Below are 17,385 nucleotides of genomic sequence, written 5' to 3'. Positions count from 1 at the left end.
CCGATAACAACGACACGACATGAGACTGGAGGAAACCGCCATGATGATCGTCGAGCTGATCGATGGGGATGATTTCCGCAACAAACTGGTGGGGCTTGGGGTGCTGATTCCGGAGGGCGCCTGTCCGGAGACCTGCGCGCGGATGGCGCGTCGCAAGTACCTGGAGACCGATGTGCCAGACCTCGAGTCTACGATCGCCGAACTGATGGCCCACACCGATGTGATGCTGCCCTCGGTGCGCCGGGCTATCGAAGCCCACCTGCTGCCGGCATTCGAACTGCCACGCTCGTCCTGAGCGGGCTCTTGTCGTTTAACAAGGCAGCGGGAGCCTGCTTTTCAGGCACCCGCTGCCGGCGCTTATAGCGAGGCGGCGGCGCCATCGCTGCGGGGGTCGTGGGCGCCCTCCAGCAGCCCATCCGGGTGGCGCACGATGGCGCCGGCATGGCCCATGGTGTCGCTGAAACCCTCGTCGAGCATCGTGACCTCGTGGCCGGCAGCCTTGAGCGCCTCTACCAGGGGTGCCGGGAAGCGATTCTCGAGCTTTAGCCCGGTGCTGGCTTCTCCCCAGGTGCGGCCCAGCAGCCAGCGCGGTGCGCTGATTGCCTGCTGCAGGTCCTCGCCGAAGTGCGCGTAGCGGCTGTAGATCGCGGCTTGAGTCTGGGGTTGGCCTTCGCCGCCCATGGTACCGAAGCTCATCACCCGGCCGTCATCGAAGCGAGCAAGCGATGGGTTCAGGGTGTGGAAGGGCTGGCGATAGGGCTCCAGCGTCTGCAGCGCCTGCGGGTCCAGCGAAAAGCTGATGCCGCGGTTCTGCCACATCACCCCGCTCTGCGGCAGCACCACGCCGCTGCCGAACTCCCAATAAACGCTCTGGATGAAGCTGACCATCCGTCCCTGCCTATCGGCGGCAGCCATCCAGATGGTGTCGCCTTCGGCGGGTTCGTAGGGCCAGGGTAGAGCGCGCTCCGCCTCGATCCGTGCAGCTTCTCGATCCAGGGCCTCGGGTGCCAGCCAGCTCGTCGGATCCTTGGGCAGCCGGGCGGGGTCGGTGACCGTGGCGTCGCGGGCCATGAAGGCTCGCTTGGTGGCTTCTATCAGGCCGTGCAGGTGTGCAAAGCCCTCACCCTCGCTAACGCCCAGGCGCTCGAAGATGCCCAGCGTCATCAGCGTGGCCAACCCCTGGGTAGGCGGCGGCAGATTGAAGACGCGCGCATCCTTGAGCCTGACTTCGAGTGGGGTAACGGCCCGGGCATGGTAGCGCGTGAAGTCAGCGCGGCGCAGCGGGCTGCCCAGCGCCTCGAGATCCGCGGCCATGCTGGCGGCGAGCTCTCCCCGGTAGGCGTCGTCGAGCCCGGCGCGGGTCAGGTGCTCGAGGGTGTCGGCAAGCCTTGGCTGACGCAGCCGCGAGCCGCTCGCAGGTGCCTGGCCGGCGTTCAGGTAGGTTGCGGCGAAACCCGGCGTCGCCCCGAGCGCTGCCAGGTGCTTGGCGGTGAGCGCCGTCTGACTGTCGCTCACCGCCACGCCCTCCCGGCCATGGCCGATGGCCGCCTCTAACAGGCGTGACAGCGGCAGGGTAGGGCCCCAGGCGGCGGCCTGATCGAGCGCTACCTGCCAGCCACCCAGGGTGCCGGCCACGGTCAGGGCGGCGAGCGGTCCACGGCTGGGAATGCCTTGCGCTGCGCCATAGCCCTGCTCGGCGTAGAAGGCGCGGGTGGCAAGGCCTGCCGACGGCCCGCTGGCATCGATGGCCAGGGGTGGTTTGCCGGGTTCATGAATCAGCCAGAAGCCGTCGCCGCCGATGCCGTTCATGTGGGGGTAGGCAACGGCGATGGTCGACGCCATGGCGACCATCGCCTCGACGGCATTACCGCCCTCGTTGAGGATGTCGCGGCCGGCCTGAGCCGCCAGGTGGTGGGGAGCGACGGTCATGCCGCCATAAGCACGGGTGGTATGTTGCATGGGGCGCCTCAGGAGAAAAGGTCGATATACATGCGCACCGCGGTGGCGAGCAGGAAGAGGGCGAACAGCCGCTTGAGCATGGCCGGGTCGATGGCGTGGGCGAGCCTGGCCCCCAGCGGAGCGCAGAGCATGGTCATCGGCACGATAGCGGCGAAGCCCAGCAAATTGACGTAGCCGATCGAGCCCGGAAGCCGGCCGGGCTCTCCCAGACCGCTGAGCATGAAGCTCAGGGTGCCGGGAATGCTGATCACCAGACCCAGCGCGGCGCCGGTGCCCACCGCGATACGGATCGGGGTGTTAAGGGCGCTCAGGATTGGCACGCTCAGGGTGCCGCCGCCGATGCCCATCAGCGAGGAGATGCCGCCGATCACCGCGCCGATCAGGCCACTGCCCAGTGGGCCCGGCATGCCGTCACGGATGATGCGGGTGTTGCGCCTAAACATGTTGGCGGCGACCAGCAGCGCGATGGTGGCGAAGAGCCCGGTGAGTGCCTCGCCGCTCAGGTAGCGGCTGGCGACGCCCCCCAGCAGCACGCCGATCACCACGCCGGGCACCAGGCGCCTGAGCACGCCCGCATCCAGGCCGCCCTTCTGGCGATGGGCCCGGGCCGACATGATCGAGGTGGGGATGATGGTGGCAAGCGAGGTGCCTACCGCCAGGTGCATGCGCACCGCTTCGTCGATGCCGAGCAGGCTGAACAGGTGGAAGAGTACCGGCACGATGACGATGCCACCGCCGACCCCGAGCAGTCCGGCCATTATCCCGGCAACGACGCCTGTCGCGAGCAGGGCCGCGATCAGTCCGAGGATCCCGGTCAGCGATGACGAATCCAGCAGTTCCATGGCGTGGTTTCCTAATTCAGTGATTGTCGATGTGTCATGGCGCGGGTAGCCATGGCGCCCCGCGTTTATGGATGACGGCTACCAGCCGATCGCCTGGGGTAGCCAAGTGGCAATGCCTGGGAACAAGAATACCAGCGCAACGGCAAGGACTTGCAGCCCGACGAAAGGCACAACCCCTACCGCAGAATGAAGTAGACCATGGCGGCGATGATCAGAGTGCCGTGTAGGGTCGCCTTGAGGGTTGCGAGGTTCCGGCAGCGCGATCAGCAGGCTGCCCAGTGCCCCCACCGATTCGCCGACGATCTGCGACAAGAGAATCGGCATCAGGCCCGGCAGCCCGGGATTTTTCGAGCATCACGCCCAAGCGGTATGACCATAGGGGGGAGTCGGACACCACGATGCGGTCGACCACCATATCCTTGCATCGCGGCAGGCCTTGGCATCCTGTTGGCGACATCTTGTGATGCGAAGGCGACAAGAACCGCCGTCAGCGGCATGCCGGCTGGAGGCCATGGATATGCCGGGGTCGCCGGCAGACAAGTTGGCACGCCTGGTGGTAGCGCAGAATTCAGGCAAGGCTCCACGGCCTCATAACCTCAGGCATGGGGCACCATCGAGGCGCCTGTCGGCACGTCCAAGCGAGAAACCATCATGATGTCAGACTTTCTCAATCCGGTAACCACGCAGACTTGGATCAACGGGCGCCATCAGGTGCGCTGCGTGAAGGTCATACAGGAGACCTGGGACGTGCGCACCTTCTGCTTCATGGCCGAGCAGCCGGTGCTGTACTTCTTCAAGCCGGGGCAGTTCGTGACCCTGGAACTCGAGATCGACGGCGAGCAGGTGATGCGTTCTTACACCATCTCCAGTTCCCCGTCGGTGCCCTATAGCTTCTCGATCAGCGTCAAGCGGCTGCCGGGCGGCGTGGTCTCCAACTGGTTACACGACAACCTTAAGGCCGGTGACGAGCTGGCGGTGCACGGGCCGGTTGGCAACTTCAATATCATCGATCATGCCGCCGACAAGGTGCTGATGCTCTCCGGTGGTGTCGGCATCACGCCGCTGATGTCGATGACCCGCTGGTTGTTCGATACCAACGCCGCGGTTGACCTGGCCTTCGTGCACAGTGCCCGCTCGCCGCAGGACATCATCTTCCACCGCGAGCTGGCGCACATCTTCTCGCGGATTCCCGAATTCAAGTTGCATATCGTCTGTGAGCGCAGCGACGAACTCTGCGAGGCCTGGGCCGGCTTTCGCGGTTACCTGAGCCAAGCCATGCTCGAGCTGATGGCGCCGGACTTCATGGAGCGTGAGATCTTCTGCTGCGGCCCGACACCCTATATGAACGCGGTCAAGCGTATCCTGCGCGACAATGGCTTCGATATGAGCCGCTACCACGAGGAGTCCTTCGGTGCCACACCGCTGGACGTGCAGGAAGAGGTGCTGGAACTGGCCGAGCAGGCCGAGGCGCAGGCCGAAGAGCTCGACGTCGCCGACATGTACAGCGTCGAGTTCAGTGCCACCGGCAAGAGCGTGCGGGTGCAGCCCGGCGAAACCGTGCATGCCGCTGCCGCCAAACTCGGCCTGCACATTCCCAAGGCCTGCGGCATGGGTATCTGCGGTACCTGTCGGGTACCGCTGAGCTCAGGGCAGGTCGAGATGGACCACAACGGTGGCATTACCGATGACGACATCGCCGAGGGTTATATTCTTTCCTGTTGCAGCAAGCCCACCGGCAATGTCGTCGTCGACTTCTGAGGCAGGCTGTCGCTAACCGGCGGATTGTTCGCCTGGTGCTGGGATGCTCGACCGACGTGTATCAAGCCGACCCTTCAGCGTGTCTCAGGTGTCAGGCGAAAGAGCCCGCCGTTGGGCTGGTCATTGAGCAGATAGATCAGCCCGTCCGGCCCCTGGCGCACATCGCGGATGCGTCCGATCTGGCCGTCGAGCAGTACCTCGGCGCGAGACACTTTCCCGTTGTCGATCGTCAGCCGTGTCAGCGCCTCGCTGGCAAGGCCCCCTGCCAACAGGTCCCCTTGCCAGCCCGGGAAGTGCGGGCTATCCACCCAGGCGAGTCCCGACGGGGCATAGCGCCCCTCGAACACATAGGCGGGGTCGCGCATGCCCGGCGCATGGTTGCGACCCATTGGCAGGTTGGTCGCGTAATCGCGCCCCAGCGTCACTTCCGGCCAGCCGTAGTTCACCCCCGCCTCGATGCGGTTGATCTCATCGCCGGTACGCGGCCCATGCTCGCTTGACCACACGGTGCCGTTGCTCGTCACCGTCATGCCCTGGATATTGCGATTGCCCTGGGTATAGAGCGCGGTAGCCATTCCTGGATCATTGACGAAAGGGTTGTCGGCAGGTGCCTCGCCGGTTGCGGTCAGTCGCAGCACGCTACCGGCATGATCGGCGCCGTCCTGTGCCCGATCGCCGTGGCCACGATCGCCGATGCTCAACAGCAGCGTGGTATCGGGTAGCCACACCAGCCGCCCGCTATAGTGATGGTTGGGCATCGAGAAGCGGTTTTGTTCGAAGATCGTCTCTACGCCCTCGAGCCGAGGGCCGCTCGATGCATTCAGGGCCAGCCGCGCCCGGGCCACGGCGGTGCCACTGCCATCGGGACCGGCCTTGGCATAGCTGAAGTAGAGCCAGTCGTGCTCACCGTCGTCGCCTTTGCCCCCGCTGCTATTGCCAAAGTCCGGGTGCAGGGCCAGATCCAGAAGCCCGCCCTGGCCGCGGGCTACCACTCGCGGTATCCCCGCGACGTGCGTGATGGCGCCGCCGGGTTCGATCAGTGCCAGCCGCCCCGGGCGCTCACTGACCAGGAAGCGGCCATCGGGCAGGAAAGCCAGCGACCAGGGGCGTTCGAGGCCTTCGGCCAGACGCTCGAGACGGAACGCATGGGGAGTGCCGGGCAGTCGCTCGGCGATGGTCGTCGCCCCATGGGCCAATGGCGATGACAATAGGGTCGTTGCCAGGAGCGTCGCGCCAAGCAGCGTCATCAGTAGCAGCGTCGCTGGTCGCGAGTACGCGGCATGCCAAATCAGTCGTCGCATGGATAGAGCTCCCTTCCTCGGTATGAGCCTTTTCACCCTAGCAGGCCTCTCCGTTATTGGCTCAAAGACCTATGCTTGATAGGCGCCGAATAGAGGCAATGCCGCGTTGAACCTGGTGCTCATGAGGTAATTTGAATGATTAAATAAAATATCTGATAATCCTTTTTCTTGAATTCGATAACGCTGTGGAATAATAAAGGACCATGCCCATTATGATGCATTCGCGACGCGCTTGGCTGGCGGCAGGACTGGCGCTAGGACTTGCCGGTCCCGCTCAGGCCGATGTCAGCCTGACCCGGGGCGCTACCTCGATTCCTGACGGGGAGGCCACCGCCGACGAAGACCTGACCATCGCCAATGAGCATCTGGCCTTTGCCCTGGCGGTAGAGTCCCGCCCGCCCTGGGGCGTGCCTCGCGGCACCCTCGTGGATCTAGCGGCGGTCAAGGACGGTGAGCTGGACCTGGATCGCGTCGCCTTTGCTGACTTCATTCCCAACAACTGGTCGGCCTGGCCGAACAGCGAAAAGGAAGTCATGATCCTCGAAGACAGCCCCGAGCGTGCCGTGGTGCAGGTACGCCGTAACTGGGGCGATGCCTGGGTGATCACCACCTACACTCTCGAGGCCGGCAGCGACCGCATCGAGCTTGAGACCGAGCTCGAGAACGCCGGCGAAGAGGCCCTGACGGCAATCCGTTCCGGCTTCACCCTGTGGCCGGACACCGGCTTCCTGTTTGGCGTGCCGGGCCTTGGCGATGCCAAGGAAACCGTCGCCGACCAGGCGCTGACCGATCGCATGGTCGCCTATGACCGGGATTGGGTGATCGCGCTGCATGCGCCGTACTTCGACCGCGTCAACTACGAAGGCCAGGACATGTACCTCGAGCATGACTTGGCACCGGGAGAAAGCCGCACCTTCAAAGGTGCGCTGCAGGTAGTGCCCACCGGCGACCTGGCGCCGGTGGTGGCCAACGAGATCGAACGCAAGGATCAGGAGGCTGGCCGGATCAGCGGCACCCTGAGCAACGATGACGGTGAGGCACCGCAGGATGGCCTGGTGATGGTCGAGAAGCAGGGCCACCCCTATGCCTGGACCCTTGCTGAAGATGGCAAGTTCGCGATGGACTTGCCGGCGGGCGATTACCAGATCTATGCCACCGGACTTGGCCATGCCAACAGCGCGCCCCGCGATATCAGCGTGACTGTCGACGGTGAGCAGACGCTGACCTTCGAGGGCCTCAAGGGTCCGGGTACTCTGTCGATGGATATCGTCGAGGCCGGTAGCGGTGTGGCACGGGATGCACGCCTGACCATCCTCGAAGGCCAGCAGCCGCCGGTGGAGTTCCTCGGCAAGCAGACCTTCTTCACCTCGCTGGACCCGGCCGGCAGTGCCGAGCTTTCGCTGGCGCCGGGCGACTACCGCCTGGCCGTGAACGCCGGCGCGGGCTTTACCGCTGAGGGCGAAACCCTCGACGTGAGCCTTGATTCCGGTGAGCAGGTGTCGCGTACCATCGAGATCGATCGCTTGGCCGAGCCCAACGACCGTGGCTGGTACGGCGCCGACCTGCACCACCACGCCAACGTGTTGGAGGGCACCACGCCCCCCGAGACGGTAGTCAGCGCCCAGCTCGCTACCGACTTGGATCTTACCTTCGTCAGCGACCATGACTCCACGGCCAATCATCAGCGCTTCCAGGAGCTCTCCGATCGCCGCGGCGTGCCCTTCATTCCGTCGATCGAAATCTCGCCGTCCTGGGGTCACATGAATCCCTTCCCCATTGCCCTGGGCGGTGAGTTGATGGTCGATCCGGGCACCGACGAAGTGCAGGACATCATCCAGGATGCCCGCCGTTTGGGCGCCGAAGTGATTCCGATGAACCATCCGTACAACGACTATGGCTATCTGAACAATCTGTCCAACGACAAGGTGCCGGGCGGCTTTACGCCGAACTTCGACCTGCTCGAGCTCAACGCCGAGGTCGATAACGCCAAGACCCTCGAGACCGCTCATGCGCTGTGGGATGAAGGCACAGCGATCTACTTTACCGCCGGTACTGACACCCACGACGCCTGGAACGACCTGACCGGCCGCATCCGCATGATGGCGCGGGTGCCCGGCGAGCTGTCGCCGCGTGCTTTTGCTCGTGCCCTCAAAGATGGTCACGGCTATGCGACCCAGGGCCCGTTGCTGTATCCGCAGAACGCGTTGTTCGGCGATACCCTGCGCCTGGCAGGTGATGAGTCGGCCACCTGGCATGTCGATGTCGAGGCGGTGGACGGTCTGGCCGAGGCACGCCTGATTGGCCGCGGTGGTGAGGTTATCGCCACCCGTGAGCTCGACGGCAAGGAGGCGAGTCTGGCGTTCCCGCTGGATGCCGAGATCGACGGCTGGATTGCCCTGGAAGTCGAGGACGCCGATGGCGACCAAGCCTGGAGCAATCCGGTATGGGTCAAGCGTCAGGGCAGCACGGCTTATCTGTCGGCTGCCGGCGAATGATCGCCAGCGCCTGATATAAAAGCCGGGGTATCTGTTACGCAAGAGGCCGCGCTCAGGCGCGGCCTCTTACTGTCTGGCCGAAGCGTTTCAGGGTCTCCCCTGATTGGGCAGAAGGTATATGCAATCTTGCGCTAGTCGACTGACGTTACGATGCCCAGTGCTTCATTCACCGAATCTCGCACTTCACGATAGCGATCTGCATCGTTGATCAGCGTGTCCAGATTGTCTTCCGGGAAGATCTCCTTCTTCCGTTTATCGCCATCGCCTTTGGTGAAAATCGCCGGGAGGAGTTGCTCCAGACACCTCAACATGACTTCCGGGGAGACCGACGCGCCCGGTGACGCCCCCAACAAGGTGCCGTAGGTCTTATCCTCAGACACGACAATTTCGGTACCCATCTGAAGATCCCCATCCTTGATGATCTGAACACGCTGGCCAGCATGGATGGGCTCCCAGTCGAATTTTTTGCTTAGACCTGGGGCAAAATCTTCCAGCTGTGCCAACATGCTTTTTTCGCCCGTAAAGGTCTCCGATACCAGATATTTGACCAGAGGGAAGTGTTCAAACGCGACGTTTAGCAGGTTGGGAATATCATGCAGACGGATAGCCTTCATGTAGTCGAACACGCCCCGTCCTCTTTCGAGCACAGGATTGAATGAGGCAAATGGCCCGAATAACAGGTAGTGCTGACCATTGACCACCCGCAAATCCAGGTGCGGCACAGACATGGGGGGAGCGCCCACTTTGGCTTTGCCATAGGTCTTGGCGTGATAGTTCTCTGCCTCTTCCGGGCTTATCGATGCTTTTAGAAAGCGGCCGCCAACGGGAAAGCCGGCGTATCGACTCCGGAATGGCAGGTGACTTTTCTTTAGCAATGGGAAGGCACCACCACCGGCACCAACAAACAGCACATCTGCTCGGTGCTGAGTAGCACCCTCTTTATTTTGGGTTTCAATTACCCATTGCCCCGATGGGCTTTTGTGCACGCGTTTTACATGAGTGCCGTATTCGATGTTTACGCCCAGGTCATTCTCTGCGTGAGCGGCCAGCTGTTCCGTCAAGGCGCCAAAGTTGACGTCGGTTCCCGTTTCGATGACGGTCGCGGCCATCTTTTCGTCGCGGGAACGCCCCTCCATGGTGTAGGGAATCCAGCTTTTGATTTCGTCAAAATCTTCTGAAAACTGCATTTTTTCGAAGAAATGATGGCTGGACATCTCGCGGAATCGAAGCTTCAGTTCTTCGATGGCCGGCTCAGGCACGATGGTGCAATGCTTGGTCTGGTTAATGAAGGTTTTTGGGTCTTCGATGACGCCATTCTTCAGCAGGTGCGCCCAGAACTGCTTGGCGACGTTGAATTGCGCATGGATTTTTAGCGCTTTCTCAACGGCAATAACCTCTCCGTCCACCGGTGTGTAGTTGAGCTCACAGTTCGCCTCATGGCCGGTGCCTGCGTTCCAGAACGCAGAGGAGTTACCGGCTCCAGCGCGTTCCAGCCTTTCAAGAATGGTGATTTCAAGCTCGGGAGCGATCTTTTTGGCCAGCGTTGCAAGGGTGGTGCCCATAATGCCCGCCCCAATGATAAACACCTTCATGACGCTCTCCCGTCCGTTTGGATGACTTGATGTCAGTTAAAAGAGTGGATAAACCAGAAAATACCATGCTTTGCGCTTGCGCCGGAAATTCGCGGTGTGCCGATGAGAATCTTTTAAGATCCTTGATTATAAAGGAATGACGGCGTTTCCAAGCTCATTCTGGCGCAGCGGCAAGACCGGCGGTCAATGTCGTTTTTTCGAGGAAGATTGGTATCTGGCTCACCATGCAAGCACACATGAGTCGGCTCTAGTGCGTTTCTCGTGGGATATCACAAGCACTCTGCGCTGTGCCACGCCGTTATGTCCGGTGCTGCCTGAGCTCGCTTGTGCGCTGAACTCGGTGTGGGAGAATGACTATTATGAACGAAACTCGACGCAAAACGCTGATTCTTCAGGAACAAGAATTTAGCGACCGGCTTTTAGGGCCAGAGTCACTCCCGCTCTTATGTGGCGCTACCATTCCAGCCCCCATTCTGTCTCGAGCATCCTGTCGCGAGCCTCCTTTCCCGAACCTCAAGGGTCTGGGGGCAACGTCCAAGTCTTCCATGGTCTGGTTGTCTTGCTGGCCTTGCTGCATAGCAACACTGTAGCACTTTAGAGCGCGAGATAGAGGGGGTAGGGGGCATCGCCTGACGCAACGGGCGGCACATCTGTACAGCAAGAGGCCGCGACTGGGCGCGGCCTCTTGCTGTTTGCTTGCTGGCTGTGGTGTTTCAGGGACGCTGCCGGCCAGCGATCAAGCCGGCATCAGCACCTTGGAATAGAGCGCGTCGCCCTGAATATCCTTGAGCGTGACGGTAAGCGCTTCGCTCTGTGGGTCGAGATCCACTTGACCGAAGAACTGGAAGCCTTCCCTGGGGGACATGTTGGCGCGACCTTCCGGCGGCGCTTTCACGAACTCGAGTTTCGGGCCGAAGGTGTTGTCCAGCTCGCCCGGTCCATAGGTGCCGGCATGAATCGGGCCGCTGACGAACTCCCAGAACGGCGTGAATTCCTTGAACACGGCGCGCTCCGGCGAGTAGTGATGCGCTGCGGTGTAGTGCACATCGGCGGTTAGCCACACCAGGTTCTCGATGCCTTCGTCACGTACGAACTTGAGCAGTTCGGCGATATCCTGCTCCCGGCCCAGCACCGGGCCGTCGCCGTTCGACGAGTTCTCGAAGTTATCCCCGTCGCGCACCATGATGCCCAATGGCATATCCGAGGCGATCACTTTCCAGGTGGCATTGCTGGCCTTGAGGGACTGCTTTAGCCAGGTCAACTGATCCCGGCCGAGAAAGTCGGTCTCTGGCCCTTGCTGTGACTGGCGGTTGGCGGAGTTGGGGCCCCGGAAGCTGCGCATGTCGAGCATGAACATCTCCAGGCTCGGCCCGAAGCTGAACTTGCGATAAACGCGCTCTGGTGCCGCCAGTGAGGTGCGCAGCGGCATGTACTCGAGGAAGGCCTGGCGGGCATTGGCCGACAGCACATCGACGTTTTTCTCGGCATAGCGCGCGTCGTCGAGAATCTCTCCCGGGTACCAGTTGTTCAGCGTCTCGTGGTCATCCCACTGGGCGAACATCGGCACCTCGGCATTTAAACGGCGCAGGTGGTCGTCCATCAGGTTGTAGGCGTACTGACCGCGGTATTCGTCGAGGGTCTCGGCGACCTTGGACTTGGCCGGGGTGACGATGTTGTGCCAGATGCTGCCGTCATGTTCGGTCACAGTCTCCTGCAGGGGGCCATCGGCATAAATGGTGTCGCCGGAGTGGAGAAAGAAATCCGGTCGCACCCGTCGCATGGTCTCGTACAGGCGCAGGCCGCCGAAATCCGGGTTGATCCCCCAGCCTTGCCCCACGGTATCGCCGGACCAGACGAAACGCAGCGCTCGAGGCTTCTGCGCATTGGGTGGCAGTACCAGGCGCCCATCCAGCGGCTCGCTGATGGCGCGGTGGTCGCTTAGATCGGCAAAGCGGACGCGGTAGAAGACTTCGCCCTCTGCGTTGGCATGGCGGCCGATGCCGGCCAAGTCGAGGCGCGCCGTCAGGTCATCGGTGGGCAGGGCGGTCGGGCCTCGCACGGCGAAAGCGCCGCGCATCTCAGGGTTATCGGCCAGTTCGATCATCATGCGCGATGGGCGGTCCGTCTGACTCCAAAGCATGGCGCGGTCGGCCGTGACATCGCCGCTCATCACGCCGGAAGGCATGCTTGGGCGACGGCCTTCGGCCATGACAATCGCTGGTGCGCCCAGCAGGCCGCTAGCCGCAAGCAGTCCGGCCCCTGCGCCTTGCAGGCTTCGCGAGAGCAGCTGACGGCGGCCTAGGTTCAATGGCGAAGACGGAGCTGCTTTTTCTGCCGGCGCAGGGCAGGTCTCATCAGTCGATTGGCCGTTGCCTGAAAGGGGCTGGCGACGGAGTAGATGGAATAGATGCGTGGACATGGACAGACTCCTGGGGCGTTGCCCGATGCGAAAGCCGGGAACAGCCACTGTCCGCAGTGATGATGACCGAACCATGTCCATTTGTTGAAGAGTGCATATTGCCGGGACGCGCATGCGCCTCGTCAGGCCTGGGCCGAGCCGCAATGCCCCCAGGGCGCTGCTCTGGCATGACCCCGCCTAAAGCAGAAAGGCCAGCAGCAGCGGTAGATAGAGGAAGGCCAGCAGCGTCGAGCAGAACACCAGGCTCGCCACGTATTCGGGCTCACGGCCCGAGCGCTGGGCGAACAAATAGTTGAACACCGCGACGGGCATGCTCATCTGCATGACCAGAATGCTCTGTGCGAGCGGCGGCAGGCCGAGCAGGTGCCCGACGACGAAGGCCAATAGGGCGGCAAGTGGAATGCGAATCACGCTGAAGCCGATGCCGGCAGAGAGGTTGCTGGCGCGGATATGGGCCAGCGACACCCCGAGGGTGATCAGCATCAGCGGCACGGTGAAGCCCGATATCAACTCCAGCGTGTTGTCGAGCCACAGTGGCAGATCGGTGTCGGTCAGCAGCAGGGTCAGTGCGATTGCGATCGCATAGAGGGCGGGAGTGCGAGCCAGGGTGCGTAGCGGCCGGCCGCTGCGGCTCGACATGGCAATGCCAAAGGTGAATTGCACCAGCGATACCGTAACCATCACCGCAATCGCAAAGGCGAAGGCCGACTGGCCGAACGCATAGAGCACCACTGGCAGGCCCATGTTCCCGGTGTTGGGGTACATCATCGGCGATAGCAGCACCTGCCAGGACTTGCCGAGCAGCGGGGCCACCAGAAAGGTCGCCAGGGCCATGACGGCGAGCACCAGCAGGGTGCCGAGCATGGTCAGAGTGAAGCTCTGAGCATCGACTTCGGCTCCCGCCAGCGAGGCCAGAATCAGCGCCGGAGTGCCAATATTGAAGACCAGCTTGGTGACGAAGGGAACCGGAAAGTCATGTCCGAGCCTCACCCAGGTGAAGCCAAGACCGGCACCGATCAACACGGGGGCCATCACGGCGAAGAGTTGGGCAAACATCAGCAATCCTTGTCGGCGGTGGAGTCGGTCAGCGTATTGTCATGACCTTGTTCACAACTTTGCAACTTCCATGCAACGCCGGCCTGAGGGCGAGCGTATCTGAGAAATGTGCCCTATTTGTCAGACAAATTATATATCAAGTGAGACAAATGGGTAATGGTGTCGGTTACTTGACTCGTTAGACTGGCTATCAGCTCCATCGCGAGTACTTGCCTGCGTCCACAAAAAGGACAATTCATGAATTCACTGACACTACTTTCCTTCGTTTTTTTCACCGGCTTGGTGGCTTTCATCACCTGGCGAATGACCCGACATGATGATCACCGGCACTCCAAAGGCTATTTTCTGGCGGGGCGCAGCCTGACCTTCCCGGTCATCGCCGGTTCACTTTTGATGACCAATCTCTCCACCGAGCAGATGGTGGGTCTTAACGGTGCTGCCTTCACCGATGGGCTCTCGGTCATGGCCTGGGAGGTAGTCGCAGTGGTTTCGCTGGTGGCGATGGCCATGTTCTTTCTGCCGCGTTTCCTGAAGAGCGGTATCACCACGTTGCCAGAGCTTTTAGCGCTGCGGTTTGATCGAACGACGCAGCTATTGGCCAACATCATATTCATGGTCGCCTACGCGGTGATTCTGCTACCGAGTATTTTGTACTCGGGGGCGCTAGGCCTGATGGGGCTGCTGGATCTCAAGGCACTCACCGGTATCGAGTCCACGTATACACTGTTGATCGGAACAGTCGTCGCGGTAGGGCTTGGTGGTGCAATTTATGCACTGTTCGGCGGGCTACGTTCTATCGCCATTTCTGACACCCTGAACGGCATTGGCCTGCTGATTGGCGGGCTGCTGATCGTCTATTTCGGTCTCAATGCGGTGAGCGATGGTCAGGGGGTGATGGCCGGCTGGGAAGAACTGAAGGCGACTAACCCCGAAAAGCTGCGCTCGCTGGGTAACGAGGACCAGTCGGTGCCCTTCTCGACGTTGTTCACCGGGGTGCTTTTGCTCAACATGTTCTACTGGTGCACCAACCAGCAGATCATTCAGCGTACCTTTGCCGCCAAGACTCTGGCCGAAGGCCAGAAGGGCGTGCTGCTGACCGGGCTGCTCAAGCTGCTTGGTCCACTCTATCTTGTGTTGCCAGGGATCATTGCTTTTCAGCTCTACGCTGGGGAGGGCATCAAGGCCGATGCCGCTTATGGTCGTCTGGTATACGATGTATTGCCGGCGCCGCTGACCGGCTTCTTCGCCGCCGCCATGGTCGGCGCCATCCTGTCGTCCTTCAACTCGGCGCTGAACTCAACCGCTACCTTGTTCAGCCTGGATGTCTACAAGGCACGCCTTAACCGTGAGGCGAGTGACGAGCAGGTAGTGAGGATCTCGAAGTGGGCTGGCTGGATCATGGCCGCCGCGGCCATGACCATCGCTCCATTGATGGCCAGCCAAGAAAGCCTGTTCGTCTATGTGCAGAAAGTGAACTCCATTTATTACATTCCGCTGCTGTCGGTGATCGTGGTGGGGCTGGTATCCAAGCGTGTGCCAGCCATCGCTGCTAACTTGGCACTGGTGTTGGGCTGCGCCCTGATTGGCCTGTTCTACTTCGTGCCGCCGTTGGCCAAGCTGGTGGATGCGGTTCACAACTTCCACTTCATCGCCATCGTGCTAGTGGTGCTCGTGTCGATGATGCTGATCATCGGTAAGGTGGCGCCTCGAGAAGAACCATGGATTCAGAAAGACGTTGGCGCTATCGACATGACGCCTTGGGCAGGCACTAAGATAGCCAGCGTCGTGCTGCTGATGCTGGTATTGGGTATCTATATCGCTTTCATTTAGAGCCTCGTCCCAGCGTTGCCCCCTCAATGACAATGCCCAGGCCAAGTGCCTGGGCATTGTCGTTACGCTCTCCGCATGCGCTACAGCAAGTGACTTACGCGTCGCGCCAGATGCTGACTCCTGCCGGGGGCAGTCGCGTGGCGCCCACAAGGTAACCATCGCTTGGCACCAGGCTCTCGGGCAGTCGACGCGCCTCGGGCGCATAATTGAAGGCGAAGCAAAGCGGTCCGCGACGCCGCAGCCGAACGCCACTCGGCATCGGGTTGACGGCTATACCCACCTTGCGACATTCGCCCTCGAACAGTGCGACCATGCTGTCCTCATTCAGCCAACCTGTCAGATAGGTCACCGAGTGATGCTCGGTGACGGCGGGCTCACCATCATCGAAGACGCTGATGATCTTGGCTTGCTGACGCTCCGAGTCGAGCAGGTCTCGCCATCGAAGGGCATGACCTCTATGGCCGTTTGCCAGGGTAAGTGCTGGCTCTGCACCAGGACGCAGGCCATCGACACGATCCACCGTTACGCCGGTCAGCCCCGTCAGTGCACCGGGTGACAACTGTTCGGGGACACGAAAGTCCACCGTTCTCGAGCCGGAGCGCGCACCGATGATGATGCGGCTACCACTATCACGTGCTTCTTCCAGCCGCTTCGCCAAGGCATCATCGGCGATCACCTGGCAAGGCAGTGCGATCAGTGAATAGCCTTTTAAGTCGTCTTGTGAAGAGACGATATCCACATCCAGGCCGAGTCGCCGCAGTGCGCTGTACCAGAGCAGATGAAGCTCGAGAGCGTCGAAATGCTCGGCATGCGGCTGAATCTGGCAGGCCCAGATGGCCGTGTAGTCGAACATCAATGCGACCGGGGACTGCGTGCTGGCGGCTAGGTCAAGTGCGGCATCTGCCATTACGTTGATTTCGTCGCGCACCGCAATGACTTCCTGCCAAGCTGCGGCCTGACTGCCGTCGGGCCGTAGAAGGCCAGCGTGCATTTGCTCCTGCGCGAAGGGCGCTTGTCGCCACCGGAAGTAGGAGACCAGTTCGGCTCCATGGGCAAAGGCTTCATGGCTCCAAAGTCGCACCATTCCATCGAGTGGCGCGGCATTGCTTAGCGCCCAGTTGACCGGCCCCGGCTGCTGCTCCATGACCCACCAGCGACCTTTGCACATGGCGCGGTAGAGATCGTGATGGAAGCCGGCAAAGTCCGGATGGCCCTGTTGCCTGTACAAGGCCTTGGTCGAATCATCGTGGGCACCCCGCTCGAGGAAGCCGAGGGGATAGCTATCCCAACTGGCGATATCGAGATCCTTGGATACATCGAAATGGTCGAACTCGGTAAAGAGGCCCATGAAGTTGTGCACGATATCCACGTTCACGCCCGCTGCGCGAAGTGTATTGACCTGCAGACGATTGTATTCCGCTACCATATCGGAGCAGAAACGGCGGTAATCGAGCACGATAGCCGGGTGCGGCTCAGTGACGGTTCCCACCGGGGCCTCGACCTGGTCGAAAGCCGTGACCTCCATGCTCCAGAATACTGTGCCCCAGGCGTCGTTGAGCGCATCGACGGTGCCATAACGGGCTTCGAGCCACTCTGGAAAACGTGAGCGAGCAGCAGCCGAGTAGCTGAGGATGGTGTCATGGCAGCCGTATTCATTGTCGGTCTGCCAAGCCGTGATAGCCGGGTTGCCTGCGTAGCGCTCAGCCATCAGGCGCACGATGCGCTCACTAAGCTCCCGGTAGACCGGTGAGGCGAAACAATAGTGCCGACGAGATCCGAAGCCGCGGACGTCGCCGTTTTCATCGACGGCGAGAATCTCTGGGTGCGCATCTACCAGCCACTTCGGAGGCGTGGCAGTTGGTGTGCCCATGACGATCTTAAGGCCAGCGCTTGCCAGCACCTCCACGGCATCGTCCAGCCAGCTAAAGTCCAATTGACCCGGGCGGGGTTCCAGCCGGCTCCAGGCAAATTCACCAATGCGCACGGTGCTTATGCCCGCGGCGAGCATGTCTCGTGCATCTTGTGCCCAGCGCTCGCGGGGCCAATGCTCGGGGTAATAGCAAACGCCTAGCTGCATGACGTTACTCCTTAGTTATAAATGGGCGGCTACATAAGAAAGTCTGTTGGTCCAAA

The 17,385-nt window shown here is 61.4% G+C and carries 12 protein-coding genes; 4 read left to right on the top strand and 8 right to left on the bottom strand.

The features are described 5' to 3' along the window. The first annotated feature begins 19 nt into the window (after positions 1–19). Positions 20–295 (top strand): hypothetical protein, encoded by a 276-nt coding sequence (locus tag HUS66_RS00680; protein ID WP_340162720.1) that lies wholly within the window; start codon positions 20–22, stop codon positions 293–295. Positions 296–357: 62 nt separating this feature from the next. On the opposite strand, the gene HUS66_RS00675 is transcribed toward HUS66_RS00680, so the two are convergent. From HUS66_RS00675 to HUS66_RS00665, 3 genes are all read right to left on the bottom strand, one after another. Further along, the gene (locus tag HUS66_RS00675; protein ID WP_175069073.1) at positions 358–1,959 is read right to left on the bottom strand and encodes a gamma-glutamyltransferase family protein; all 1,602 of its coding nucleotides are present in this window, start codon (positions 1,957–1,959) and stop codon (positions 358–360) included. 8 nt (positions 1,960–1,967) lie between these two features. Then, positions 1,968–2,801, bottom strand: a complete 834-nt coding sequence (locus HUS66_RS00670; protein WP_175069072.1) for a sulfite exporter TauE/SafE family protein — start codon at positions 2,799–2,801, stop codon at positions 1,968–1,970. 78 nt (positions 2,802–2,879) lie between these two features. After that, complete coding sequence (locus HUS66_RS00665; RefSeq protein ID WP_175068958.1) at positions 2,880–3,125, bottom strand: hypothetical protein; 246 nt, start codon at positions 3,123–3,125, stop codon at positions 2,880–2,882. A 327-nt stretch (positions 3,126–3,452) separates the two neighbouring features. On the opposite strand from HUS66_RS00665, the gene HUS66_RS00660 reads away from it, so the two are divergent. Further along, complete coding sequence (locus HUS66_RS00660) at positions 3,453–4,559, top strand: hybrid-cluster NAD(P)-dependent oxidoreductase (RefSeq protein WP_175069071.1); 1,107 nt, start codon at positions 3,453–3,455, stop codon at positions 4,557–4,559. Positions 4,560–4,633: 74 nt separating this feature from the next. Here HUS66_RS00660 and HUS66_RS00655 read toward each other — a convergent pair whose 3' ends face one another. Then, positions 4,634–5,860 carry a PQQ-dependent sugar dehydrogenase gene (locus tag HUS66_RS00655; protein ID WP_254628637.1) on the bottom strand — a complete coding sequence of 409 codons (1,227 nt, stop codon included), beginning with the start codon at positions 5,858–5,860 and terminating at the stop codon, positions 4,634–4,636. A 212-nt stretch (positions 5,861–6,072) separates the two neighbouring features. On the opposite strand from HUS66_RS00655, the gene HUS66_RS00650 reads away from it, so the two are divergent. Further along, complete coding sequence (locus tag HUS66_RS00650) at positions 6,073–8,355, top strand: CehA/McbA family metallohydrolase (protein WP_175069070.1); 2,283 nt, start codon at positions 6,073–6,075, stop codon at positions 8,353–8,355. Positions 8,356–8,486: 131 nt separating this feature from the next. Here HUS66_RS00650 and HUS66_RS00645 read toward each other — a convergent pair whose 3' ends face one another. From HUS66_RS00645 to HUS66_RS00635, 3 genes are all read right to left on the bottom strand, one after another. Beyond that, positions 8,487–9,947 (bottom strand): malate:quinone oxidoreductase, encoded by a 1,461-nt coding sequence (locus HUS66_RS00645; protein ID WP_175069069.1) that lies wholly within the window; start codon positions 9,945–9,947, stop codon positions 8,487–8,489. A 736-nt stretch (positions 9,948–10,683) separates the two neighbouring features. Then, positions 10,684–12,366 carry an alkaline phosphatase D family protein gene (locus HUS66_RS00640; protein WP_175069068.1) on the bottom strand — a complete coding sequence of 561 codons (1,683 nt, stop codon included), beginning with the start codon at positions 12,364–12,366 and terminating at the stop codon, positions 10,684–10,686. Positions 12,367–12,543: 177 nt separating this feature from the next. Continuing rightward, positions 12,544–13,422, bottom strand: coding sequence for an AEC family transporter (locus HUS66_RS00635; protein WP_175069067.1), 879 nt, complete (start codon positions 13,420–13,422; stop codon positions 12,544–12,546). 237 nt (positions 13,423–13,659) lie between these two features. Here HUS66_RS00635 and HUS66_RS00630 point away from each other — a divergent pair, with 237 nt between their 5' ends. After that, on the top strand, positions 13,660–15,252 hold the full coding sequence (locus HUS66_RS00630) for a solute:sodium symporter family transporter (protein ID WP_175069066.1): 1,593 nt from the start codon (positions 13,660–13,662) through the stop codon (positions 15,250–15,252). Between the two features lie 94 nt (positions 15,253–15,346). Here HUS66_RS00630 and HUS66_RS00625 read toward each other — a convergent pair whose 3' ends face one another. Next, positions 15,347–17,329, bottom strand: coding sequence for a beta-galactosidase (locus HUS66_RS00625; protein ID WP_175069065.1), 1,983 nt, complete (start codon positions 17,327–17,329; stop codon positions 15,347–15,349). Positions 17,330–17,385 lie beyond the last annotated feature (56 nt).

Source organism: Onishia taeanensis, from assembly GCF_013349955.1.
Lineage (GTDB): Bacteria > Pseudomonadota > Gammaproteobacteria > Pseudomonadales > Halomonadaceae > Onishia > Onishia taeanensis_B.
The sequence above is the reverse complement of the archived record's forward strand: the minus strand, read 5'-3'. Positions and strand labels throughout refer to the sequence as shown.

Excerpts from the sequence above, each read along its gene's own strand:
- HUS66_RS00680 (WP_340162720.1), top strand. The coding sequence starts at position 20 with ATGAGACTGGAGGAAACCGCCATGATGATCGTCGAGCTGATCGATGGG.
- HUS66_RS00675 (WP_175069073.1), bottom strand. The coding sequence starts at position 1,959 with ATGCAACATACCACCCGTGCTTATGGCGGCATGACCGTCGCTCCCCAC.
- HUS66_RS00670 (WP_175069072.1), bottom strand. The coding sequence starts at position 2,801 with ATGGAACTGCTGGATTCGTCATCGCTGACCGGGATCCTCGGACTGATC.
- HUS66_RS00665 (WP_175068958.1), bottom strand. The coding sequence starts at position 3,125 with ATGCCGATTCTCTTGTCGCAGATCGTCGGCGAATCGGTGGGGGCACTG.
- HUS66_RS00660 (WP_175069071.1), top strand. The coding sequence starts at position 3,453 with ATGATGTCAGACTTTCTCAATCCGGTAACCACGCAGACTTGGATCAAC.
- HUS66_RS00655 (WP_254628637.1), bottom strand. The coding sequence starts at position 5,860 with ATGCGACGACTGATTTGGCATGCCGCGTACTCGCGACCAGCGACGCTG.
- HUS66_RS00650 (WP_175069070.1), top strand. The coding sequence starts at position 6,073 with ATGATGCATTCGCGACGCGCTTGGCTGGCGGCAGGACTGGCGCTAGGA.
- HUS66_RS00645 (WP_175069069.1), bottom strand. The coding sequence starts at position 9,947 with ATGAAGGTGTTTATCATTGGGGCGGGCATTATGGGCACCACCCTTGCA.
- HUS66_RS00640 (WP_175069068.1), bottom strand. The coding sequence starts at position 12,366 with ATGTCCACGCATCTATTCCATCTACTCCGTCGCCAGCCCCTTTCAGGC.
- HUS66_RS00635 (WP_175069067.1), bottom strand. The coding sequence starts at position 13,422 with ATGTTTGCCCAACTCTTCGCCGTGATGGCCCCCGTGTTGATCGGTGCC.
- HUS66_RS00630 (WP_175069066.1), top strand. The coding sequence starts at position 13,660 with ATGAATTCACTGACACTACTTTCCTTCGTTTTTTTCACCGGCTTGGTG.
- HUS66_RS00625 (WP_175069065.1), bottom strand. The coding sequence starts at position 17,329 with ATGCAGCTAGGCGTTTGCTATTACCCCGAGCATTGGCCCCGCGAGCGC.